Here is a 22,888-nt window from a genome sequence, read left to right as displayed (position 1 = left end):
GAATGGTGCGGGAGGCGAGACTTGAACTCGCACACCTTGCGGCGCCAGAACCTAAATCTGGTGCGTCTACCAATTTCGCCACTCCCGCAAAAAAGATGGTGGCTACGACGGGATTCGAACCTGTGACCCCATCATTATGAGTGATGTGCTCTAACCAACTGAGCTACGTAGCCCTCTTTTTTCGCGCTTACCTTATCGGCGTTGCGGGGCGCATTATGCGTATTGAGCCTTGAAGCGTCAACCCCTTTTTCATCGAAAACGCCCGGAATGTGACTGTTTGGTTAGGTTGCGAACAGCGTGGCGCAATATTCGGCAATTATTGGTTATTAATCGCTTTCTGAACCGTTTTTCAGGATCAAAAAAGGGCCCCGAAAGGCCCTTTTTCATCAGCGTGGCTTATTGATAAGCGGACTGGTGAACACCCACTGCGCGACCGGATGGATCGTTCATGGTTTTGAACGCTTCGTCCCATTCGATCGCCTTAGCAGAAGAGCAGGCGACGGAAGGGCCACCCGGTACACATTCTGCGGCGCTTGGTACCGGGAACAACTCTTCGAAGATCTCGCGGTACAGATACGCTTCTTTTGAGGACGGCGTGTTGTACGGGAAGCGGAAGCGGGCGGTTTCCAGTTGCTGATCGGAAACTTGCTTAGCGGCCACCTCTTTCAGGGTGTCGATCCAACTGTAACCCACACCGTCGGAGAACTGCTCTTTCTGACGCCATGCGACGCTTGCCGGCAGATAGGATTCAAAACATTCGCGAAGGATATGTTTTTCCATCTTGCCGTTGCCGCACATTTTATCTTCCGGGTTGATGCGCATCGCCACGTCGAGGAATTTTTTATCCAGGAACGGGACGCGTGCTTCCACCCCCCAGGCCGACATCGCCTTGTTGGCGCGGGCGCAGTCGAACATGTGCAGCGCCTGGAGTTTGCGTACGGTCTCTTCGTGCAGTTCTTTGGCGTCTGGCGCCTTATGGAAATAGAGATAGCCGCCGAACACTTCATCCGACCCTTCGCCAGACAGCACCATTTTGATGCCCATCGCCTTGATCTTACGCGACATTAAGTACATCGGCGTGGAGGCGCGAATGGTGGTGACATCGTAGGTTTCGATGTGATAAATCACGTCGCGGATCGCGTCCAGCCCTTCCTGTACCGTAAAGTGAATCTCATGGTGTACGGTCCCCAGATGGTTCGCCACTTCCTGCGCGGCTTTCAGATCCGGAGAGCCTTCCAGACCGACGGCGAAGGAGTGGAGTTGCGGCCACCAGGCTTCAGAACGTTCGTCATCTTCGACACGACGGGCGGCGAATTTTTTGGTGATCGCTGAGATAACGGAAGAGTCCAGGCCGCCAGAGAGCAGCACGCCGTAAGGCACGTCTGACATCAGGTGGCTTTTGACGGAATCTTCCAGCGCCTGACGCAGTTCGTTTTTGTCGGTAACGTTATCTTTTACCGCGTCAAAATCGAACCAGTCACGCTGATAGTACTGACGGATTTCACCGTCTTTGCTCCACAGATAGCTCCCCGCCGGGAACTCTTTAATGGTGCGGCACACCGGCACCAGCGCTTTCATTTCTGACGCCACATACAGGTTGCCGAATTCGTCGTAGCCCATATACAGCGGGATAATGCCGATATGGTCGCGACCAATCAAATATGCATCCTGCTCGCTGTCATACAGCGCGAAGGCAAACATCCCTTGCAGGTCGTCAAGAAACTCTACGCCTTTTTCCTGATACAGCGCGAGGATCACTTCGCAGTCAGAGCCGGTCTGGAACGCGTAGCGATCGCCATATTCTGCACGCAGCACCTGGTGGTTATAGATTTCACCGTTGACGGCCAGCACGTGGGTTTTCTTTTCGTTATACAGCGGCTGCGCACCGGCGTTGACGTCGACAATCGACAGACGTTCATGGGCCAGAATGGCCTTATCACAGGCATAAATACCGGACCAGTCCGGGCCGCGATGGCGCATCAGGCGTGACAGCTCAAGCGCTTTTTTACGCAGTTCACCTGCATCTGACTTAATATCGAATACGCCGAAAATTGAACACATAACCTTCTCCGTTAACCTGTTGCGTAATGCTTTTTGTGTTTGCTTGCTAAAGAAAATGCCGCAAAGAAACAAGAGGCGCAAGGGGTTTGCGGTCTGAAAAAGAAAAAACGCAATGGCTATTGCTGAATGGTGAAAAAAGATTACGTATTGAGCATATTCATTGATGAATTATCAGTTTTTTGCCGTTTTTGTTGAATGGTGTGATTTTTTCAGAAGACGAAAATGAAAAACCACGTCCTGGGACGTGGTCTGGGTTAAATAACGTCGATTTCGGCGACGGAGGGATAAATCCAGCTCGGGCGGAACGGCATGCTGTCGATGTCATCCAGCGTGGAAACGCCGGAGAGCACCAGAATGGTTTCGAGTCCCGCCTGGAAGCCCGCGAGAATATCGGTGCGCAGGTTATCGCCGACAATGACCGTCTCTTCCGAGTGCGCCTGCATTTTATTTAACGCCGCGCGAATGATCCACGGACTGGGTTTACCAACGTAGAACGGTTTACGACCAGAGATTTTTTCGATACCTGCACAGAGCGCGCCACAGGCCGGATAAAACCCGCGACCGTGAGTGTCCGGGTTGGTGGCGATAAAGCGTGCGCCGTTTGCCACAAAGTAAGCTGCTTTGTGCATCATGTCCCAGTTGTAGGAACGGGTCTCGCCAACGATAACGAAATCCGGGTTTACATCGGTAATGGTGAAACCGGCTTTATACAATTCGTGGATCAGTGCGCCTTCGCCGACCACATATGCCTTTTTCCCTTCCTGACGACGCAGGAAATCGGCGGTCGCCATTGCCGAGGTATAAAACACGCTGTCCGGCACATTGACGCCAGCCGTCGCGAAACGGTTCGCCAGATCCTGGCCGGTCTGCGACGGGTAATTGGTCAACAGCACCAGCGGCAGGCCTTTTTCCATTACGCCAGTCAAAAATTCCGCCGCACCCGGTACGGCGACGTTGTCGTGCATTAGCACGCCGTCGATATCACAAATGACATTCTTAATGGTCATGAACTACCCAGGAGATGTGTTATTAATCCGATACTATAAGAGCGCATCAGTTTTCCAGCAAATGCTGGAGCAAAATACCGTTGAGCATAGCGCGTTTTACCAGCGCAAACGCACCGATGGCTGAGCGGTGATCCAACGTAGAACGCACCACGGGCAAATTCGTGCGAAACGCCTTCAGCGCCTGCGTATTAATGCAGCTTTCAATGGCGGGTAACAGCACTTTATCGGCTTCGGTGATCTCACCGGCAATCACGACTTTTTGTGGATTAAACAAGTTGATGGCGATCGCAATGGTTTTGCCCAGATGACGCCCGACGTGCTCGATCACCTCAGAAGCCAGGCTGTCGCCCTTATTTGCCGCCTTGCAGATGGTTTTGATCGTGCAGTCTTCCAGCGGAACACGGCTCTGGTAACCTTGCTTGAGCAGATTAAGAACGCGATGTTCAATCGCCGCGTTTGCAGCAATGGTTTCCAGACAACCGAAGTTGCCGCAGTGGCAGCGCTCGCCCAATGGTTCAACCTGGATGTGACCAATCTCGCCAACGTTGCCGTTACGACCAATAAAAATTCGCCCGTTAGAGATGATTCCGGCGCCTGTTCCGCGGTGGACGCGCACCAGAATGGAGTCTTCGCAATCCTGACTTGCACCAAAGTAGTGCTCTGCCAGCGCCAGACTGCGGATATCGTGACCGACAAAACAGGTGACGAGGAACCGTTTTTCCAGTGCCTCAACCAGTCCCCAGTTCTCCACCTGAATATGCGGCATATAGTGGATCTTGCCGCTTTCCGGATCGACAAGCCCCGGCAGAATCACGGAAATGGCGATGAGCTCGCGGATTTTGCGCTGATTGCTGTCAATAAAAGCGGTAATGGCGTTGAGCAACGCGTGTTCCAGCGTTTCCTGCGTCCGTTCGGGCAGAGGATAGTGCTCTTCCGCCAGCACTTTGCTGCTCAGGTCGAACAGGGTGATGGTCGCGTCGTGGCGGCCAAGACGCACGCCAATGGCGTGAAAACTGCGGGTTTCGGTGATGATAGAGATGGCGCGGCGGCCTCCGGTGGAGGCCTGTTGATCGACTTCTTTGATCAGTCCGCGTTCAATCAGTTGACGCGTAATTTTGGTTACGCTGGCGGGGGCAAGCTGGCTTTGTTCGGCAATCTGGATCCGCGAGATTGGCCCATGCTGGTCAATCAGGCGGTAAACGGCCGCGCTGTTAAGCTGTTTTACGAGATCAACATTACCTATTTGAGCTTGTCCGCCTGGTGTCATACTTTCTCTTACTCAGTAACGACCTCGTTACCATTAACGATGGTCTTGATGATTTTAAAGTCGTGTGTGAAAGCGGTCAGGTTCGCCACTTTACCCGCCGCGATACTGCCGAGGTGTTTCTCAACACCGATGGCACGCGCAGGGTAGAGGGTCGCCATGCGCAGCACTTCGTCGAGTGCGATACCGCAATGTTCAACCAGATTACGCACGCCTTCAATCATGGTTAGTGATGAACCGCTCAGCGTCCCGTTCTCATCTACACAGAGTCCATTGCGGTAGTATATTGTTTTACCAGCAAAAATGAACTGTTCAATATTTGCCCCTGCCGGCGCAGTCGCATCCGTCACCAGGCACAGTTTGTCGCCTTTCAGCCGTTTGGCGTTGCGGATATTGGCATAGTCAACGTGCAGACCGTCGGCAATCACGCCGCAATAGATATCAGCTTCATCCAGAATCGCACCTGCCAGGCCCGGTTCGCGTCCGGTGATATAAGGCATCGCATTGAACAGATGTGTAGCAAAGGTGATACCTGCACGGAACCCGGCTTTCGCTTCTTTCAGCGTGGCGTTGGAGTGCCCGGCGGAGACTACAATCCCGGCATTCGCCAACTTGCTGATCACTTCCGCAGGAACCATTTCCGGCGCCAGCGTCACTTTGGTGATTACGTCGGCATTATCGCACAGGAAATCGACCAGCGCAGCGTCAGGCTGACGGACAAAGCTCGGATTGTGCGTCCCTTTTTTCACCAGGTTCAGCCACGGGCCTTCCAGGTGCAGACCCAGCGCCTGATTCGGATGTTTGGCCAGGTATTCACGCATCACGCGAATGCCTTGCTTCATGAGATCATCGCTGGTGGTAATCAGCGTAGGCAGGTAGTTGGTGCAGCCCGATTTCTCGTTGGCCTTCTGCATGATCTCCAGCGTTTCAACGGTGACGGCTTCTGCCGTGTCGTTAAACTGCACGCCGCCGCAGCCGTTGAGCTGGACATCGATAAAGCCGGGGGAAAGAATGGCCCCGTTCACTGAACGTTGTTCGATCTCTGGCGGCAGTTCTGCCACAGGACAAACGCGGTCAATCAGGCCATTGGCGACAACAATCGCATGGTCATCAAGAATTTCGTGACCGGTGAAGATCCGGCCCTGGGTTAAAGCATACATTCCGACCCCCGATTTCAAAAAAAATGCCGCCCTGAACATAAAACAGGGCGGAGACTACATTACAGACCTTTGATATTTTCGGCTTCTAACTCGTTGAAATATTTCAGTGTCTTAACTTTCAGTTCCATTGTGGACGGCTCATCGCACACCACAACCGCTTTCGGATGCAGTTGCAGACAGCTGATGGTCCACATGTGGTTCACATTGCCTTCCACCGCAGCCTGCAGTGCCTGCGCTTTCTGTGAACCCAGCACCAGAATCATCACTTCTTCAGCGTCCAGCAGGGTACCCACGCCAACGGTCAGCGCGTACTTCGGTACCTGATCCACGTCGCCGTCAAAGAAACGGGAGTTTGCCACACGGGTGTCATGCGTCAGGGTTTTGATACGGGTACGAGAAGCCAGCGACGAAGCCGGTTCGTTAAAGGCGATATGACCATCATTGCCGACACCCCCCATGAACAGGTGGATTTTACCGTAGGAACGGATCTTTTCTTCATACTGACGGCATTCGGCGTCGATGTCCGGCGCGTTGCCGTTGAGCAGGTTGATATTTTCTGCTGGAATATCAACATGGTCAAAGAAATTGCGATGCATGAAGCTGTAGTAGCTTTCCGGATGCTCTTTTGGCAAGCCGACATATTCGTCCATATTGAACGTCACGACGTGTTTGAAGCTAACCTGGCCCGCTTTGTGCATTTCGACTAAGGCTTTATACGCTGTCAACGGCGTGCCGCCTGTCGGCAGACCCAGAACAAACGGACGATCGGCTGTCGGTTTGAACGCGTTGATGCGATTAACGATATGGCGTGCCGCCCATTTGCCGACCTGTTCAGCGGAAGTCAGGGGAATCAGTCTCATTCTTCACCTCAGAAAGTAAATGTAAGCCGTTGACGGATTGTGCAGGTGCATGGCAAAGCGTAACCTGGCATGCATCAGTTGGGTCAATCTGTCTTGATTTTTTGAATGATAAAATAAGTTTTCCCACATAGCCAGTAAAAGGGAGTGAATATAACGATATTTGGTGACTAAACTCACAAAAAACACGCTTTTAATTTGCGGTACGAATTAAATTTTTACACACTCACAATGCCAGTAAAGCAACAACTGAATTTCAATAAGTTAGTGACAAAATAAAAACACAGCTTAAAGCGAGCCTTAACGGGGTCTCAAAGGGGGAAGAAAGTGAGTATTCTAGGTTATCTGCAAAAGGTAGGCCGTGCGCTAATGGTGCCGGTCGCCACGCTGCCTGCGGCGGCAATATTGATGGGGGTCGGCTATTGGATCGACCCGGTAGGTTGGGGTGGAGATAACGCCCTTGCGGCGTTCTTCATTAAGTCCGGTTCCGCCATTATCGATAACATGTCCGTACTGTTTGCTATCGGTGTGGCTTACGGTATGTCTAAAGATAAAGACGGTGCTGCGGCGCTGACCGGTTTTGTGGGCTTCCTGGTGCTGACCACGCTCTGTTCTCCGGCGGCGGTTTCCATGATTCAGAAGATCCCTGCAGACCAGGTGCCTGCTGCTTTCGGAAAGATCAGCAACCAGTTCGTGGGTATCCTTGTGGGTATTATCTCTGCTGAACTGTACAACCGCTTTAGTAGCGTTGAGCTGCCGAAAGCGCTCTCCTTCTTCAGCGGGCGCCGTCTGGTACCGATCCTCACCTCTTTTGTGATGATCGTTGTGGCGTTCATCATGATGTACATCTGGCCGGTAATTTTCGACGGTCTGGTTAACTTCGGTGAACACATTCAAAAACTGGGCTCAACCGGTGCGGGTATCTACGCCTTCTTTAACCGTCTGTTGATTCCGGTGGGTCTGCATCACGCCCTGAACTCCGTATTCTGGTTCGACGTTGCGGGGATTAACGACATTCCTAACTTCCTCGGCGGTGCCCAGTCTATTGAATCGGGTAAAGCAGTTGTCGGGATTACCGGCCGTTATCAGGCGGGCTTCTTCCCAATCATGATGTTTGGTCTGCCGGGTGCGGCGCTGGCTATCTACCACTGCGCGCGTCCTGAGAACAAGGCGAAAGTGCTGGGTATTATGATGGCCGGTGCGTTTGCGGCATTCTTTACCGGTATCACTGAACCGTTGGAATTCTCCTTCATGTTCGTTGCGCCGGTTCTGTATGTGATTCACGCCGTCCTGACCGGGATCTCTGTATTCATCGCAGCGAGCATGCATTGGATTGCTGGCTTCGGCTTCAGCGCGGGTCTGGTGGATATGGTGCTTTCTTCCCGTAACCCGCTGGCGACCCAGTGGTGGATGCTGATCCCGCAGGGTCTGGTGTTCTTTGCCATCTACTACGTGGTGTTCCGTTTCGTTATTACCAAATTCAACCTGATGACGCCGGGTCGCGAACTGGCTGTGGCTGGCAGCGAAGCGGACGGTCAGGACCTCAATGTGAGCAGCGATAAAGAGCAGGACGTTTCTGCCCTGGCGCGTCAGTACATCGCCGCCATCGGTGGTTCTGATAACCTCACCGGTATTGACGCCTGCATCACCCGTCTGCGTCTGAGCGTAAAAGACTCGTCGCTGGTGAATGAAGGTCTGGCGAAACGCCTGGGTGCTTCTGGTGTGATTCGTCTGAACAAAACCAGCGTGCAGATTATCGTCGGCTTCGTGGCTGAGAAAATCGCTAACGCGATGAAAACCACCGGTCCGGTTGCGGCGGCTGAAGCCTCTGCTGCGCCTGTTGCCCAGGCAGCAGCTAAACCGCAGGCGGTTCCAAATGCGGTGACCATTGCCGAACTGGTTTCTCCGGTAACCGGTGATGTGGTTGCGCTGGAGCAGGTGCCTGACGAAGCGTTCGCCAGCAAAGCGGTGGGTGACGGTGTTGCGGTAAAACCAACGGATAAAACCGTAGTTTCTCCGGCTGCGGGCACGATTGTGAAAATCTTCAATACCAATCATGCGTTCTGTCTGGAAACTGAGAAAGGCGCGGAAATCGTTGTCCACATGGGGATCGATACTGTCGCGCTGAACGGCCAGGGCTTCACGCGTCTGGTAGAAGAGGGCGCGGAAGTGACCGCGGGTCAGCCGATTCTGGAAATGGATCTGGATTACCTGAACGCAAACGCGCGCTCTATGATTAGTCCGGTGGTGTGCAGCAACATCGACGATTTCAGCGGCCTGGTGATTAAAGCCGACGGTCACGTGGTTGCCGGTCAAACGCCACTGTATGAGATCAAAGGGTAGGTCGGATAAGGTATAAGACGCCATCCGGCAACATGAAGCGGCGGGGGAAACCTCCGCCGCTTTTTTTTGCAGCAAATTCCCTCCTATTTTTCTTCAACGCCACTTTTTCAGTAACTAAAGGTTGTCAGTCAGTCCGGCTTATAAGATCATATGCCGTTATACGTTGTTTACGCTTTGAGGAATCCACGATGAGTGAGGCTGAAGCCCGCCCGAGTAACTTTATTCGTCAGATCATCGATGAAGATCTGGCCAGTGGTAAGCACACCACAGTCCATACCCGTTTTCCGCCGGAGCCAAATGGCTATCTGCACATTGGCCACGCGAAATCCATCTGCCTGAACTTTGGTATCGCGCAAGACTACCAGGGCCAGTGCAACCTGCGTTTCGATGACACCAACCCGGTAAAAGAAGATATCGAGTACGTTGATTCGATCAAAAACGACGTTGAGTGGTTAGGTTTTCACTGGGCTGGCAACGTTCGCTACTCCTCAGATTACTTTGATCAACTGCACGCTTATGCGGTTGAACTGATCAACAAAGGTCTGGCGTATGTCGATGAGCTGACGCCGGAGCAGATCCGCGAATACCGTGGCACGCTGACTCAGCCTGGCAAAAACAGTCCGTTCCGCGATCGCAGCATCGAAGAGAACCTCGCGCTGTTTGAAAAAATGCGTACCGGCGGTTTTGAAGAAGGTAAAGCCTGCCTGCGTGCGAAGATCGACATGGCGTCGCCGTTTATCGTGATGCGCGATCCGGTTCTGTACCGCATTAAATTTGCCGAGCACCATCAGACCGGCAACAAGTGGTGCATCTACCCGATGTACGACTTCACCCACTGCATCAGCGATGCGCTGGAAGGTATTACCCACTCTCTGTGTACCCTGGAATTCCAGGACAACCGTCGTCTGTACGACTGGGTGCTCGATAACATCACGATTCCGGTTCATCCGCGCCAGTATGAATTCTCGCGCCTGAATCTGGAATACACGGTGATGTCCAAGCGTAAGCTGAACCTGCTAGTGGCTGACAAGCACGTTGAAGGCTGGGACGATCCGCGTATGCCGACGATCTCTGGTCTGCGTCGTCGTGGCTATACCGCAGCGGCGATCCGTGAATTCTGCAAACGCATTGGCGTGACCAAGCAGGACAATACGATCGAAATGGCGTCGCTGGAATCTTGTATCCGCGAAGACCTGAACGAAAACGCCCCGCGTGCGATGGCGGTTATTGATCCGGTGAAACTGGTTATCGAGAACTACCCGCAGGGTGAAAGCGAAATGGTCACCATGCCTAACCATCCGAACAAACCGGAAATGGGCACGCGTGAAGTTCCTTTCAGCGGTGAAATCTGGATCGATCGCGCTGATTTCCGCGAAGAAGCCAACAAGCAGTACAAGCGTCTGGTGATGGGTAAAGAAGTGCGTCTGCGCAACGCCTACGTGGTGAAAGCAGAACGCGTGGAAAAAGATGCGGAAGGCACTATTACCACCATCTTCTGTACCTATGATGCAGATACCCTGAGCAAAGATCCGGCAGATGGCCGTAAAGTGAAAGGTGTGATCCACTGGGTTAGCGCCGCACACGCGCTGCCAGTCGAAATTCGTCTCTACGATCGTCTGTTCAGCGTACCAAACCCAGGCGCGGCGGAAGATTTCCTCTCCGTGATGAACCCGGAATCGCTGGTGATCAAACAGGGGTTTGCTGAACCGTCGCTGAAAGCCGCAGTAGCAGGGAAAGCGTTCCAGTTTGAGCGCGAAGGTTACTTCTGCCTGGACAGCCGTTACGCCAGCGCAGAGAAGCTGGTGTTTAACCGCACCGTTGGCCTGCGTGACACCTGGGCGAAAGTCGGCGAATAAACTGCCGCAATGCTACCTTCAAGCGCCGCATTCTGCGGCGTTTTTTTATCTTCTGTTCAACGAAAAATCTCGCTTTGCGAAGCGAATTAATTCCCATTCACAAAATAATGCCATTAACAACCGTCTGTTATCGATAACACCCGCAAAAAAACAGATAGTGTCATGAAATCGCGTTCATCTTTCTGGAAAACAAAGAGAATTTTCAGCTTTTACGGTATTTTTTGATGGATGAATAAAATGTAACAGGAAGCAATGAATTATGTGCGGTTGCTCATACTCTTACATTCTCGTTACAGAAAGATATTGATAATTCGCGTCGCGAAAAATAGTCTATCACTGTAGTCAGTGAGGTTTTTTTTCAGTGCTACTTTTACTTTTTTATTTTTTCGCTGTTTTGCCTTTGGCAACAGCAATTTATACGTCAAAGAGGATTAACATATGCGTACGTTTAGTGGCAAACGTAGTGCGCTGGCGTTGGCTATCGCCGGTATCACAGCACTGTCAGGTCTGGTCGTTGTTCCGCAGGCACAGGCCGAAGGCTTTATCGATGATTCAACCCTGACGGGTGGCATTTATTACTGGCAGCGTGAACGCGACCGTAAAGATGTCACCGACGGAGATAAGTACAAAACCAACCTTTCTCACGCGACCTGGAACGCCAACCTGGATTTCCAGTCCGGCTATGCAGCAGATATGTTCGGTCTCGATGTGGCGGCGTTTACGGCAATTGAAATGGCAGAAAACGGCGACAGCGGCCATCCAAACGAAATCGCGTTCTCGAAAAAGAACAAAGGCTACGATGAAGACTACTCCGGTGATAAGAGCGGAATCAGTCTGTACAAGGCCGCCGCGAAATTCAAATACGGCCCAGCCTGGGCGCGTGCCGGTTATATTCAGCCTACTGGTCAGACGCTGTTAGCACCGCACTGGAGCTTTATGCCAGGTACCTATCAGGGTGCTGAAGCGGGCGCAAACTTTGACTACGGCGATGCAGGCGCACTGAGTTTCTCCTACATGTGGGCCAACGAATATAAAGCGCCATGGCACACTGAGGTTGATAAATTTTACCAGGGCGATAAAAAGACCAAAGTCGATTATCTCCATTCTGTCGGCGCAAAGTATGATTTCAAAAATGCCCTGGTGCTGGAAGCCGCCTTTGGTCAGTCCGAAGGCTATGTCGATCAGTACTTCGCCAAAGCCAGCTACAAGTTTGATTTAGGTGGCAATCCGTTCTCCACCAGCTACCAGTTCTACGGTGCGCGTGACAAAGTTGATGACCGCAGCGCCAGCGATATCTATGACGGAACCGCCTGGCTGCAGGCGTTGACCTTCGGCTATAAAGTGGCGGAAGTGGTTGACCTGCGTCTGGAAGGGACCTGGGTTAAGGCCGAAGGGCAGCAAGGGTTCTTCCTGCAACGTATGACGCCGACCTATGCGTCATCCAACGGTCGTCTGGATATCTGGTGGGATAACCGTTCAGACTTCAACGCCAACGGCGAAAAAGCGGTCTTCTTTGGCGCGATGTATGACCTGAAGAACTGGAACCTGCCAGGCTGGGCCGTCGGGGCTTCTTATGTGTATGCCTGGGACGCGAAACCGTCTACCTGGCAGAGCAACCCGGATGCGTACTACGACAAAAACCGTACCATTGAAGAATCGTCATACAGCCTGGATGCGGTCTACACCCTGCAGGACGGTCGTGCGAAAGGCACCATGTTTAAACTGCACTTCACCGAATATGACAACCACTCCAACATCCCGAGCTGGGGCGGCGGTTACGGCAACATCTTCCAGGATGAGCGCGACGTGAAGTTCATTGTGATTGCACCGTTCACCATCTTCTAATGCCAACAGCGGCAGGCCTTGGGCCTGCCGCCTCGTTGAGGACCATGCTATGAAAAAACTGATACTCATCGCCGTAATGGCCTCGGGACTGGTGGCCTGCGCACCGTCAACGGCGCCGAAAGAAGATAGTCGGTTGAAAGAGGCGTATAGCGCCTGTATCAACACGGCACAGGGATCGCCCGAGAAAATCGAAGCCTGCCAGAGCGTGCTGGATGTGCTGAAAAAAGAAAAACAACATCAACAGTTTGCAAATCAGGAAAGTGTTCGTGTGCTGGATTACCAGCAGTGTATTCAGGCGACACGTACCGGTAACGATCAGGCTGTCAAAGCCGATTGCGATAAGATCTGGCAGGAAATTCGCAGTAACAATACGGCGAAGTAAACGTCAGAGACAACATAAAGCGGGCGGAGATATCTCTCCGCCCGCTTGCGTTTCAGAGCTTATTCTCTGCTGTCTGATAGCCACGGCTGAGACGAACAAACAGCATTGCCGTTGCGGCGAGTCCGCACAGCGCCGCGCACATGAGCCACCACCCCGGAGAACTCTTATCGCCGGTCAACTGGACCAATGCGGTGGAGATAGCAGGCGTCAGGCCGCCGAAAATCGCTGTCGCAAGACTAAAGGCCAGCGAAAAACCCACGGTTCGGACATAAACCGGCATCACTTCGGTCAGGGCCGCCACCATCGCGCCGTTATACATGCCAAAAAAGAACGAGAACCAGAGCAGCACCAGCGTCATGCGGGTGAAGTCAGGGGCAGCGGTAAGCCAGTTCATCACCGGCCAGGTGGTGACGAGGGCGAGCAAGGTGATGCCCATCAGCACCGGGCGTCGCCCGATCCGATCAGAGATGGCACCGCCAATCGGCAGCCAGATGAAGTTAGAAATCCCTACCAGCATGGTGACTACCAGGCTGTCACGTGCGCTCAGGTTCAACACCGTTCTCCCGTAAGTGGGGGTATAGACAGTAATAAAATAAAAGGTCGTGGTCGTCATCGCCACCAGCAGGGTACCCGCGGTGATGATGCGCCAGTTTTTAGCAATGGTGGTAAAAATTTCCCGGGTGTCCGGACGGTGTTTACGTTGTAAAAAGGCTTCAGTTTCCTGTAGCGAACGTCGAAGAACAAAAATCAGCGGAATAATCATGCAGCCAATGAAGAACGGGATTCTCCACCCCCATTCGGAGATTTCATCATGTCCCAGCGTGACATTCAGACCGTAGCCGATCAGCGCGGCGACGACAATCGCCACCTGCTGGCTGGCCGATTGCCAACTGGTGTAAAAGCCTTTATTGCCTGGCGTGGCGATCTCAGAAAGATAAACAGAGACGCCGCCCAGTTCGACGCCAGCAGAAAATCCCTGTAGCAGACGCCCCACCAGGACCAGCACGGGAGCCAGCAGGCCGATAGTCTGATAACCCGGCACGAGGGCGATGAGCAGCGTGCCGCAGCCCATAATCGCCAGGGTGACCATCAGCCCTTTCCGTCGGCCGATCCTGTCGATATATGCGCCCAACACCACGGCCCCGATAGGGCGCATTAAAAATCCGGAGCCAAAAACGGCAAAAGTAAGCATTAATGCGGCAAACTCACTTTCGGCAGGAAAAAACGTCTTTGCGATATAAGTGGCGTAAAAACCAAACAGGAAAAAATCGAACTGTTCGAGAAAATTACCGCTGGTCACACGCAGTATTGCGCCGAACGTGCCAGCGCGCGATGGTTGTTGAGTCATTGAAGTTGCTCCACTGTCTTATCATAATTATGTATAGAGGTAAGAGTTTGCGGGTTAGTCGCCTGCGACCCCCGCCTGTTTTCCACGTCGCTTCTCAATCGCCCATTTGAGTAAAGACGCGCAGCGGTAAAATCCGTGGGCAAATTTTCCGTATGGAATGGTCAAAAAAAGCGCCATGACCACGCCAAGATGGATGGCAAGCAGGATCCCCATCCATGAGGTGTCTCTTCCCGCCAGCAAACCTAAACCGGTCAGGCTGGTCAGGAGCAGCAGTAAAATAAAACCGCGATCCATCGGTTTCTGTCGCGCGTCGCCATGCAGTGGCGAGCGCTTAAGGTTTAACCACAGCAGGCCTGCCGGGCCGACAATTAAACCGATTCCTCCGAGCGTGCCAAGCATGACCGGCACGCTGAAGAACGGGTAGGGGGCTTCCCAACCGGCGAAGTAGTGGTAACCCGTCGCCACCACGGTCGCGGCGAAACAGAGCATAAAGCCGTAGAAGGTGAAATGGTGGAAACGACGACGCATCAATGTGAAAGCATCGTCCGCCTCGTTGCAGCCTTTGCCATGTCCGCCATCGAGGTATTTCAGCGTCAGCGCGTTGTGCGACGCTTCGGCAATTTCCGCCGGACGCGGCCCGACGGGAGAGATCTCGCGCCAGAAGCGGATCACCCCTGCCATTAGTAAACCGATCGCCAGCATGAAAACCGATCCAAACATCCATGCCAGCAGGTTGTGCGGGAAGATTTGGTAGAAATCACCGGCCAGCGGCGGATGGAGTAGCGATCCCTTCAGCCCCATCGCGAGGAGTAAAAAGAGGATCAGACTAAAGACCAGTGCCAGCGTCACGGTAACGCCAGCCTGGCGATACAGCGCTCCGAAGGCCGCCGGTTGTGCGTAGTGTTGATACGTTTCCAGACGCACTTCCGCCATTGCTTTCGGCACGTTGATCGCAAACTCATGGGGCGGCGCATACTGGCAGGCGTGCAGACAGGCGCCGCAGTTATGGCACAGGTTTGCCAGATAGTTAATGTCCGCTTTGCCAAATTCCAGCCGTTGCGTCATCGCCGGGAACACGGCGCAAAACCCTTCGCAATAGCGACAGGCATTACACACCTGCATCACCCGCTCGACTTCAGCTTCTGGCTCGGTGAGAATTTTGGCCTCGATGATCAGTTTTTCAAGCTGCTTCATGATGCGCCTCCTTACGTGCTGCCTGCGCGGCTTCTTTACCTGCGATGCGACCAAACGTGGTGCCGATGGACATGCCGACACCGGCGGTATAGCCCTTGCCCAGTACGTTGCCAGCCATCATCTCACCGGCAACGAACAGGTTACGGCTGGGGGTGCCTGCGAAGTGAACCGCAGCGTGTTCATTCACTTTCAGTCCCAGGTAGGTAAAGGTGATCCCCGGTCGCAGGGCATAACCGTAGTAGGGGGGCGTATCAATAGGCCGCGCCCAGTGCGTTTTCGGTGGCGTCAGGCCCTGCGTCGCGCAGTTGTCCAGCTTCGTGTGATCAAACTGACCCGGCTGACAGGCCTGATTGTAGTGCTCCACGGTATGGGTAAAGCGTTCGGGATCCAGCCCCAACTGGCGGGCCAGTTCACTCAGCGTATTGGCCTGTGCGCCGGGGAAAACCGGCGGCATAAAGTGACCGATCGCTTTGCTGTCGATAATGGAGTAGCCAATCTGCCCCGGTTGGTGGGCAACCAGACGCCCCCAGATGGCATAGCGTTTCGGCCAGAAATCTTCGCCTTCATCGTAAAAGCGCTCCGCGTCCCGGTTGACTACCACACCCAGTGAGACGCAATCCACGCGGGTACAAATGCCGCCGTCGTACAACGGGGCCCGGGCATCAATCGCTACACAGTGGGACTGAGACGGATCGCCGATAATGTCAGCACCGGCATCGATCATAAACTTGAGCAAGACGCCCTGATTAAAGCGGGTGCCGCGAATGAGGAAGTTATCGGCTGGCCATTCGCCACGAGCGTTCTCTCCCCAGGCGTCGCGCAGCCATTCGCGGTTGGATTCAAATCCACCGGCGGCGAGTACGCAGGCTTTCGCCTCAATGCGCTCGTGACCTGCCAGGGCTGCGATGAATTCGCCGTTGCGCAATTCAAGTGCCTGTACCGGCGTGTTGTAGCGAATCTGTACCCCCAGCTTTTCTGCGCTGCGGTAATAGGCGTTCACGAGGGCTTTACCGCCGCCCATGAAGAAGGCATTGGTACGCGCCACGTGCAGCGCGCCAGAGAGCGGAGGCTGAAAATTAACGCCGTGCTGACGCATCCAGTCGCGACACTGGGAAGAGGTCCGGATCACCAGTCGCGCCAACGCTTCATTGGTATTGCCTTCGGTGACACGCCAGAGATCCTGCCAGAACTCCTCTTCGGGATAACTCTCGACCAGCACATCCTGTGGCGCATCGTGCATACAGCGTAAATTGCGCGTGTGTTGGGAATTCCCGCCGCGCCATTCCCGGGGCGCAGCCTCTAACAGCAGCACGGAAGCTCCTGCCTCACGGGCGGTTAAGGCGGCACATAACGCGGCATTACCACCGCCAATCACCAGTACATCAACCATCGTCTACTCCATTACCATTTAACTATTTGTTAAATTTGTAATTGAAATGTATACGTGCTGATTGTATGGGCGCTATGACGAATAGCTAAAGAGGGGTTTAGGGAGCGTAAAGGGTTGCGCCCGGCCAATGACCGGTTTCAACGAGTTCACGCATGACTTTTGTGAGTATTACGCGGGCTGCAAGACCGGCAGGGGTGAGTTCATCGTCCGACAGACTGACCAGAAAATTGGGGCGGCTGAGGACAGGATTATGGACGCCGATCACTCTTAGCGCTTCCCATCTCAAGATGCGAAATGGCTGCACCGGGTTGCAGCGTGGCGCCGAGTCCGCTGCCAACGGCGCGCATCAGTAACGTCAGGCCGTCAATTTCCGTGGCAATATCGACCTTCAGTCCGTGTTCCTGACAGATGGCTTCCAGTCTGCCACGCAGGCCGTGTCCCTGGCTTGGCATGATCAGGGGAATATTCGCCAGTTGAGCAGGCGTTATGGTGTCATCCGGAATATCCACCAGCAGCTCGTGTGTGCCAATCAGAAACAGGCGCTCCTCAAGAACCGGTCTGGCGCTCCAGCGTAGGATCTTCTCTTTTTGAAACACGACCGCCAGATCAATCTGGCGCGTGTTGATCATCCGTTCCAGATTACCCGACAGGCTTTCCACCACGTGCAGGCGAACGTCGGCGTAATGTTCCCGCATGGCATGAATAAACGGTATTCCCAGGATGGAGGCGGTGCTGGGGGCCATGCCGACGCTGACGTGTCCCGAAAGACGCGCCTCGCGAGCGGCCAGGATCGCATCATCGGCGTGGCGTAGCGCCAGTTGTGCCTGCGAGTAAAAGGCCAGACCAGCGTTAGTGGGCGTGACGCCGCGCGTGGTTCGCTGCAACAGGCGGATCGCGAGTTCGTTTTCCAGCCGCGTCATCTGCTGGCTCAGGGCGGACACGCCGATGTCGAGATCGAGCGCCGCGCTGCCCATACTGCCGGTTTCTACAATACGGACAAAGTAACGTAGCTGGCGAAGTTCCATTTCGATTCTCCGGACGAAGCAGGGTAAGATATTTTACATTAAAGCAACATGCAGGCAGAAGAAAGCGCTGAGTAGGGAATGGCAGGCATAAAAAAAGCCAACCGGCAGGTTGGCTTTTCAGAATAATGCAGATTATTTCGCGTCATGCGCGTGTTCGTTTTCGCGGCAATCGCCTTCAGCGCAGTGGCCATAGAGGTAGAGGCTATGGTTCGTCAGACGAATGCCATGCTTCGACGCGATCTCACGCTGGCGCGCTTCAATAGACTCATCGCTAAATTCGATCACTTTGCCGCAATCAAGGCAAATCAGGTGATCGTGATGATGCTGCTGGGTCAGCTCGAAAACGGATTTGCCGCCTTCAAAATTGTGGCGGGTTACGATACCGGCGTCATCAAACTGGTTCAGCACGCGATACACGGTCGCCAGACCAATTTCTTCACCCATGTCGATCAGCCGTTTGTATAAATCTTCCGCACTGACGTGATGGTTATCCGGTCCCTGAAGAACTTCCAGAATCTTTAAACGTGGAAGCGTTACTTTCAGGCCAGCCTTCTTTAATGCGGTATTGTTGTCAGTCATGCGGAATCTGTCCTGTTGCTAAACGATTCACTTCATACAAGAAGTGACAGAAATTGCACTCGGGATAATGCGTTTCATTATAGGACTGCCGTGTCTAAATGAAAACTGCAAGCCTCTGGCAAATGTTAATAAATAGTCGGTATTGCCTGGAAATGAGAGCGCCACCTAAAAACTCCCGCACATTGTACAGGGATGGGCAAGAAAGTTACAAATTTGTAGCAATTATTTTGATTGGTTCTGTCTATTGATGCGGCGCAAACCTTGTCTGCGCCGCCGTACATCAGGCGTTGATGATCTCATCAAGGTGCAATTCTTCAGAGATCTGCTTCACCCATTTTTCCACGCGCTCGGCGGTCAGTTCCGGCTGACGGTCTTCGTCAATCGCCAGACCGACAAAATGGTTATCATCCGCCAGACCTTTGGAGGCTTCAAAATGATAGCCAGCGGTCGGCCAGTGACCCACGATGGTTGCACCGCGCGGCTCAATGATATCGCGGATTGTGCCTAACGCGTCGCAGAAGTATTCTGCATAATCTTCCTGATCGCCACAGCCGAACAGTGCGACCAGTTTGCCGTTAAAATCGATGTCTTCGAGGGTAGGGAAGAAGTCGTCCCAGTCGCACTGCGCTTCACCGTAGTACCAGGTTGGGATGCCAAGCAGCAGAATGTCATAACTTTCGAGATCTTCCTTGCTGCTTTTTGCAATGTCATGCACATCGGCAACGTCTTTACCAAGCTGTTTTTGAATCATTTTTGCGATATTTTCGGTATTCCCGGTGTCGCTGCCGAAAAAGATGCCAGTGATTGCCATGAGTAAAGTAACCTCTTGAAACTTATTGAAATGGTGGTGGCGAATTGCCCACAGATAAGGGCAATCATAGCAGAACAGTCAGGTATGCGGAAATAGCAAACGCATACGAGTGCACTCCATGCTACACGAAAGTGGGAGAGAGGATAATTTCAGGCGAGATCCTGGCCGCGTAGCGTTGCCAGTTGGGCCATCAATATCTCTTCGATCAGTTCACTGCGGCTCATCTCTCGGGATTCCGCCAGCTCATTCAACGCGTCAACAGCTTCTGCGTTGAGTTTGAGTTCGACACGCTTAAGACCGCGAACTTTGTCGCGTTTGAGTTGATTACGCTTATTAATGCGCAGCTGTTCATCGCGTGAAAGCGGATTGGTTTTCGGTCGTCCCGGGCGACGCTCGTGCGCGAACAGATCTAGTGTCGTACGGTCCGTTTGTTCTTTGGCCATGATATTGGTGACTTCGGGGAAACAATCAGCCAGGCCTCTGCCCGGATGGATAGCGCGCCATCATACATCAGCGAATGAGGCGCGCCAACGTTCACACGCGTAATCGCGCACGGACGCTGAGTTTTTAATCAGTTAGCTGTTTCATTAAGATAACGACGGATGGCGCGCAACACCGCCTCCGGTTTTTCGGCATGCACCCAGTGACCGGCCCCGGCAATCACATGCGCACGTGCTTGCGGAAACTGTGCCAGTAAATCGTCGCGATACGCCTCGGTGACGTATGGGGAGTTGCCGCCGGGGATAAACAGCGCCGGATGATTCCAGGCGGGAATTGTCTCCCAGCCGACGATATGCGGATATTGTTCCCACAGTACCGGCACGTTGAAGCGCCACTCGCCGTCAACATACGATTTCAGCAAAAATTGAATCACGCCTTCTTCATTAAGATGTTCGCGCATGACCGCTGCCGCCTGCTGGCGAGTTTTTGCCGCTGATGCCGTCACCGCGTTGATAGCCGCGAAAATTTCGTCGTGGCGGCGGACATGATAGTCCACCGGGGCGATATCGATAGCCACTAAGCGATCGATGCGTTCCGGAGCCAGCGCACTGAGCGCCATCACCGCTTTACCCCCCATCGAGTGGCCAATGAAGGTGGCTTTTTCGAGGTGTTGCGCATCCAGCGTATCCAGCAGATCCTGCGCCATCGCCGGGTAGTTCATCACTGGGTCGCGAGGAGAGAGACCGTGGTTACGCATATCGACCTGGATGATGTCATGGTCGTTCACCAGATCACGAGCAAGCACGCCCAGATTGTCCAGACTGCCAAATAAACCGTGAACCAGTACGATGGGAGAATTATTGTGCAGGTTTTGTGCGGATTGCGCTCGGATATTCAATTTCATGGCAAAGTTCTTTTTTTCGCTCTGTCGGGTTAGGGTATTATGTTGACCATTCTGCCACTGGGCTGCAACCACTTCGGTTTTCTCCGAGTTTTTTGTTCAGCCGGGTTTGACGCTATTCGCTGTTGGGATTTGCTCCTATACTCCCAACGATTTGTATTTCAGATCAGATAAGACACCGCACTGGATTAAGATGAAAACGATTGAAGTTGATGATGAACTCTACAGCTATATTGCCAGCCACACGAAGCATATCGGCGAGAGCGCATCCGAGATTTTACGGCGTATGTTGAAGTTTTCCGCCGCATCACAGCCCGTCACGCCAGTGACAAAAGAGGTTCGCGCTGCGCAACCGGTTGTTGCTGAGGCGAAACCCGTCAATCTTGTCAAAGATAAAGTGCGCGCTATGCGTGAACTGCTTCTGTCCGATGAATATGCGGAACAGAAGAAGGCCGTTAACCGCTTTATGCTGGTGCTGACTACACTCTATACACTGGATCAGCACGCGTTTGCTGAGGCAACCGAATCGTTGCATGGCCGTACGCGTGTCTACTTCGCGGCTGATGAACAGACGCTACTGAAAAACGGTAACCAAACCAAACCAAAACACGTGCCCGGCACGCCGTATTGGGTGATCACCAACACCAACACCGGCCGTAAATGCAGCATGATTGAGCACATCATGCAGTCAATGCAATTCCCGGCGGAATTGATTGAAAAGGTTTGCGGAACAATTTAATCCATGCAGAAAAGGACCAGGCAATGGCAATCCACGACCGTGCAGGTAAACCTGCGCAACAGAGTGATTTGATTAACGTCGCGCAACTGACGTCACAATACTATGTACTGAAGCCCGCAAAAGGAAATGCGGAACACGCGGTGAAGTTCGGCACCTCCGGACACCGTGGCAGTGCAGGCCGTCATAGCTTCAACGAACCCCACATTCTGGCGATTGCGCAGGCTATCGCGGAAGAACGTGCAAAAAATGGTATTACGGGTCCATGCTACGTGGGGAAAGATACCCATGCACTGTCTGAACCGGCGTTTATCTCCGTTCTGGAAGTGCTTGCCGCGAACGGTGTTGATGTGATTGTTCAGGAGAACAACGGTTTTACCCCAACACCCGCTGTGTCAAATGCCATTCTGGTTCACAACAAAAAAGGCGGTCCGCTGGCTGACGGTATTGTGATTACCCCGTCCCACAACCCGCCAGAAGATGGTGGCATTAAATACAACCCGCCTAATGGTGGCCCGGCAGATACCAACGTCACGAAAGTGGTGGAAGATCGGGCGAATGCGCTGCTGGCTGACGATCTGAAAGGCGTGAAGCGCATTTCTCTGGATGCAGCGCTGGCATCCGGTCATGTCAAAGAGCAGGACCTGGTACAGCCGTTCGTTGAGGGGCTGGCAGATATCGTCGATATGGCGGCGATTCAGAAAGCCGGTCTGACGCTGGGTGTGGATCCGCTGGGCGGCTCCGGTATTGAATACTGGAAGCGTATCGCAGAGCATTACAAACTGAATCTGACCATCGTAAACGATCAGGTTGATCAGACTTTCCGCTTTATGCATCTCGATAAAGATGGCGCAATCCGTATGGACTGCTCGTCTGAATGTGCCATGGCCGGTTTGCTGGCGCTGCGTGATAAGTTTGACCTGGCGTTCGCCAACGATCCGGATTATGACCGTCACGGTATTGTCACTCCGGCGGGGTTGATGAATCCAAACCACTACCTGGCGGTGGCTATCAACTACCTGTTCCAGCATCGTCCGCAGTGGGGCAAAGACGTGGCTGTCGGTAAGACGCTGGTGTCGTCGGCAATGATTGACCGCGTGGTTAACGATCTGGGGCGTAAACTGGTTGAAGTTCCGGTTGGCTTTAAATGGTTTGTTGATGGTCTGTTTGACGGCAGCTTCGGCTTTGGCGGCGAAGAGAGCGCGGGGGCATCCTTCCTGCGTTTTGACGGTACGCCGTGGTCTACTGATAAAGACGGGATCATCATGTGTCTGCTGGCAGCAGAAATTACTGCCGTCACCGGGAAGAACCCGCAGGAGCACTACAACGAGCTTGCCGCCCGTTTTGGTGCGCCGAGCTACAACCGTCTGCAAGCTGGCGCAACATCGGCACAGAAAGCGGCGCTGTCGAAACTGTCTCCGGAGATGGTCAGCGCCAGTACGCTGGCTGGAGACCCGATCACAGCACGTCTGACGGCGGCGCCCGGTAACGGTGCGTCGATTGGCGGTCTGAAAGTCATGACTGACAATGGTTGGTTCGCGGCACGCCCGTCGGGTACGGAAGATGCGTACAAGATCTATTGCGAGAGCTTCCTTGGCGAAGAACATCGCAAGCAGATCGAGAAAGAAGCGGTCGAAATCGTCAGCGAAGTGCTGAAAAACGCCTGAGTTGTACCACTGAATTAAAAA

18 protein-coding genes, 2 tRNA genes and 1 pseudogene are annotated in these 22,888 nt (G+C 53.4%); 6 read left to right on the top strand and 15 right to left on the bottom strand.

What is annotated here, in order from left to right:
- Positions 1 to 3: 3 nt before the first annotated feature.
- The 7 genes from OGW13_RS20130 to nagB form a co-directional block, all read right to left on the bottom strand.
- A tRNA-Leu gene (locus OGW13_RS20130) sits at positions 4 to 88 on the bottom strand.
- 8 nt (positions 89 to 96) lie between these two features.
- Positions 97 to 173: transfer RNA gene (locus OGW13_RS20125), tRNA-Met, on the bottom strand.
- Between the two features lie 223 nt (positions 174 to 396).
- Positions 397 to 2,061: an asparagine synthase B gene (gene asnB, locus OGW13_RS20120; protein ID WP_054176137.1), complete on the bottom strand. Its 1,665-nt coding sequence runs from the start codon at positions 2,059 to 2,061 to the stop codon at positions 397 to 399.
- A 254-nt stretch (positions 2,062 to 2,315) separates the two neighbouring features.
- A complete protein-coding gene (nagD, locus tag OGW13_RS20115) occupies positions 2,316 to 3,068 on the bottom strand; it encodes a ribonucleotide monophosphatase NagD (RefSeq protein WP_042320681.1) in 753 nt (250 codons plus the stop codon).
- A gap of 46 nt (positions 3,069 to 3,114) precedes the next feature.
- Complete coding sequence (gene nagC / locus OGW13_RS20110; protein ID WP_044266370.1) at positions 3,115 to 4,335, bottom strand: DNA-binding transcriptional regulator NagC; 1,221 nt, start codon at positions 4,333 to 4,335, stop codon at positions 3,115 to 3,117.
- Between the two features lie 8 nt (positions 4,336 to 4,343).
- Positions 4,344 to 5,492: an N-acetylglucosamine-6-phosphate deacetylase gene (gene nagA, locus OGW13_RS20105; protein ID WP_043001403.1), complete on the bottom strand. Its 1,149-nt coding sequence runs from the start codon at positions 5,490 to 5,492 to the stop codon at positions 4,344 to 4,346.
- A gap of 59 nt (positions 5,493 to 5,551) precedes the next feature.
- Positions 5,552 to 6,352, bottom strand: coding sequence for a glucosamine-6-phosphate deaminase (gene nagB, locus OGW13_RS20100; RefSeq protein WP_043001402.1), 801 nt, complete (start codon positions 6,350 to 6,352; stop codon positions 5,552 to 5,554).
- A 324-nt stretch (positions 6,353 to 6,676) separates the two neighbouring features.
- On the opposite strand from nagB, the gene nagE reads away from it, so the two are divergent.
- The 4 genes from nagE (at position 6,677) to OGW13_RS20080 (ending at position 12,775) form a co-directional block, all read left to right on the top strand.
- The gene (gene nagE / locus OGW13_RS20095) at positions 6,677 to 8,692 is read left to right on the top strand and encodes an N-acetylglucosamine-specific PTS transporter subunit IIBC (protein WP_043001401.1); all 2,016 of its coding nucleotides are present in this window, start codon (positions 6,677 to 6,679) and stop codon (positions 8,690 to 8,692) included.
- A 188-nt stretch (positions 8,693 to 8,880) separates the two neighbouring features.
- Positions 8,881 to 10,548 carry a glutamine--tRNA ligase gene (glnS, locus tag OGW13_RS20090; protein WP_043001400.1) on the top strand — a complete coding sequence of 556 codons (1,668 nt, stop codon included), beginning with the start codon at positions 8,881 to 8,883 and terminating at the stop codon, positions 10,546 to 10,548.
- A gap of 438 nt (positions 10,549 to 10,986) precedes the next feature.
- A complete protein-coding gene (chiP, locus tag OGW13_RS20085; RefSeq protein WP_287116410.1) occupies positions 10,987 to 12,393 on the top strand; it encodes a chitoporin ChiP in 1,407 nt (468 codons plus the stop codon).
- 49 nt (positions 12,394 to 12,442) lie between these two features.
- Positions 12,443 to 12,775, top strand: a complete 333-nt coding sequence (locus OGW13_RS20080; protein WP_044256579.1) for a ChiQ/YbfN family lipoprotein — start codon at positions 12,443 to 12,445, stop codon at positions 12,773 to 12,775.
- Between the two features lie 52 nt (positions 12,776 to 12,827).
- On the opposite strand, the gene tcuC is transcribed toward OGW13_RS20080, so the two are convergent.
- The 8 genes and pseudogenes from tcuC to ybfF all read right to left on the bottom strand — a co-directional run bounded on the left by tcuC (position 12,828) and on the right by ybfF (position 20,467).
- Positions 12,828 to 14,123, bottom strand: a complete 1,296-nt coding sequence (tcuC, locus tag OGW13_RS20075) for a tricarballylate/proton symporter TcuC (protein ID WP_032190702.1) — start codon at positions 14,121 to 14,123, stop codon at positions 12,828 to 12,830.
- A 54-nt stretch (positions 14,124 to 14,177) separates the two neighbouring features.
- Entirely contained in the window at positions 14,178 to 15,317 is a 1,140-nt protein-coding gene (tcuB, locus tag OGW13_RS20070; RefSeq protein WP_044326662.1) for a tricarballylate utilization 4Fe-4S protein TcuB, read from the bottom strand.
- Positions 15,304 to 16,707: an FAD-dependent tricarballylate dehydrogenase TcuA gene (tcuA, locus tag OGW13_RS20065; RefSeq protein WP_043001396.1), complete on the bottom strand. Its 1,404-nt coding sequence runs from the start codon at positions 16,705 to 16,707 to the stop codon at positions 15,304 to 15,306. The genes tcuB and tcuA overlap by 14 nt, the downstream gene beginning before the upstream one ends.
- 97 nt (positions 16,708 to 16,804) lie before the next feature.
- A pseudogene (tcuR, locus tag OGW13_RS20060) lies at positions 16,805 to 17,732 on the bottom strand (tricarballylate utilization LysR family transcriptional regulator TcuR).
- Positions 17,733 to 17,864: 132 nt separating this feature from the next.
- Positions 17,865 to 18,311 (bottom strand): ferric iron uptake transcriptional regulator, encoded by a 447-nt coding sequence (gene fur, locus OGW13_RS20055; RefSeq protein WP_043001394.1) that lies wholly within the window; start codon positions 18,309 to 18,311, stop codon positions 17,865 to 17,867.
- Positions 18,312 to 18,591: 280 nt separating this feature from the next.
- Entirely contained in the window at positions 18,592 to 19,122 is a 531-nt protein-coding gene (gene fldA, locus OGW13_RS20050) for a flavodoxin FldA (protein WP_044256572.1), read from the bottom strand.
- A gap of 149 nt (positions 19,123 to 19,271) precedes the next feature.
- Positions 19,272 to 19,565: a LexA regulated protein gene (gene ybfE / locus OGW13_RS20045; RefSeq protein ID WP_043001392.1), complete on the bottom strand. Its 294-nt coding sequence runs from the start codon at positions 19,563 to 19,565 to the stop codon at positions 19,272 to 19,274.
- Between the two features lie 128 nt (positions 19,566 to 19,693).
- Positions 19,694 to 20,467, bottom strand: a complete 774-nt coding sequence (gene ybfF / locus OGW13_RS20040) for an esterase (RefSeq protein ID WP_061070697.1) — start codon at positions 20,465 to 20,467, stop codon at positions 19,694 to 19,696.
- 190 nt (positions 20,468 to 20,657) lie between these two features.
- Between ybfF and seqA the strand changes: the two genes are divergently transcribed.
- Together seqA and pgm are read left to right on the top strand one after the other, a co-directional pair.
- On the top strand, positions 20,658 to 21,203 hold the full coding sequence (gene seqA / locus OGW13_RS20035) for a replication initiation negative regulator SeqA (RefSeq protein ID WP_043001391.1): 546 nt from the start codon (positions 20,658 to 20,660) through the stop codon (positions 21,201 to 21,203).
- A 23-nt stretch (positions 21,204 to 21,226) separates the two neighbouring features.
- Positions 21,227 to 22,867 (top strand): phosphoglucomutase (alpha-D-glucose-1,6-bisphosphate-dependent), encoded by a 1,641-nt coding sequence (gene pgm, locus OGW13_RS20030; RefSeq protein WP_044266360.1) that lies wholly within the window; start codon positions 21,227 to 21,229, stop codon positions 22,865 to 22,867.
- Positions 22,868 to 22,888 lie beyond the last annotated feature (21 nt).

This window comes from Citrobacter sp. Ca225 (genome assembly GCF_030337175.1).
Lineage (GTDB): Bacteria > Pseudomonadota > Gammaproteobacteria > Enterobacterales > Enterobacteriaceae > Citrobacter_A > Citrobacter_A amalonaticus.
Note: the sequence above shows the minus strand (reverse complement) of the source record. Positions and strands in the feature narration are given on the sequence as shown.

Coding starts and splice junctions, on each gene's coding strand:
- nagB (WP_043001402.1), bottom strand. CDS start 6,352: ATGAGACTGATTCCCCTGACTTCCGCTGAACAGGTCGGCAAATGGGCG.
- OGW13_RS20080 (WP_044256579.1), top strand. CDS start 12,443: ATGAAAAAACTGATACTCATCGCCGTAATGGCCTCGGGACTGGTGGCC.
- nagA (WP_043001403.1), bottom strand. CDS start 5,492: ATGTATGCTTTAACCCAGGGCCGGATCTTCACCGGTCACGAAATTCTT.
- seqA (WP_043001391.1), top strand. CDS start 20,658: ATGAAAACGATTGAAGTTGATGATGAACTCTACAGCTATATTGCCAGC.
- asnB (WP_054176137.1), bottom strand. CDS start 2,061: ATGTGTTCAATTTTCGGCGTATTCGATATTAAGTCAGATGCAGGTGAA.
- ybfE (WP_043001392.1), bottom strand. CDS start 19,565: ATGGCCAAAGAACAAACGGACCGTACGACACTAGATCTGTTCGCGCAC.
- tcuC (WP_032190702.1), bottom strand. CDS start 14,123: ATGACTCAACAACCATCGCGCGCTGGCACGTTCGGCGCAATACTGCGT.
- chiP (WP_287116410.1), top strand. CDS start 10,987: ATGCGTACGTTTAGTGGCAAACGTAGTGCGCTGGCGTTGGCTATCGCC.
- ybfF (WP_061070697.1), bottom strand. CDS start 20,467: ATGAAATTGAATATCCGAGCGCAATCCGCACAAAACCTGCACAATAAT.
- glnS (WP_043001400.1), top strand. CDS start 8,881: ATGAGTGAGGCTGAAGCCCGCCCGAGTAACTTTATTCGTCAGATCATC.
- tcuB (WP_044326662.1), bottom strand. CDS start 15,317: ATGAAGCAGCTTGAAAAACTGATCATCGAGGCCAAAATTCTCACCGAG.
- tcuA (WP_043001396.1), bottom strand. CDS start 16,707: ATGGTTGATGTACTGGTGATTGGCGGTGGTAATGCCGCGTTATGTGCC.
- pgm (WP_044266360.1), top strand. CDS start 21,227: ATGGCAATCCACGACCGTGCAGGTAAACCTGCGCAACAGAGTGATTTG.
- fldA (WP_044256572.1), bottom strand. CDS start 19,122: ATGGCAATCACTGGCATCTTTTTCGGCAGCGACACCGGGAATACCGAA.
- nagD (WP_042320681.1), bottom strand. CDS start 3,068: ATGACCATTAAGAATGTCATTTGTGATATCGACGGCGTGCTAATGCAC.
- nagC (WP_044266370.1), bottom strand. CDS start 4,335: ATGACACCAGGCGGACAAGCTCAAATAGGTAATGTTGATCTCGTAAAA.
- fur (WP_043001394.1), bottom strand. CDS start 18,311: ATGACTGACAACAATACCGCATTAAAGAAGGCTGGCCTGAAAGTAACG.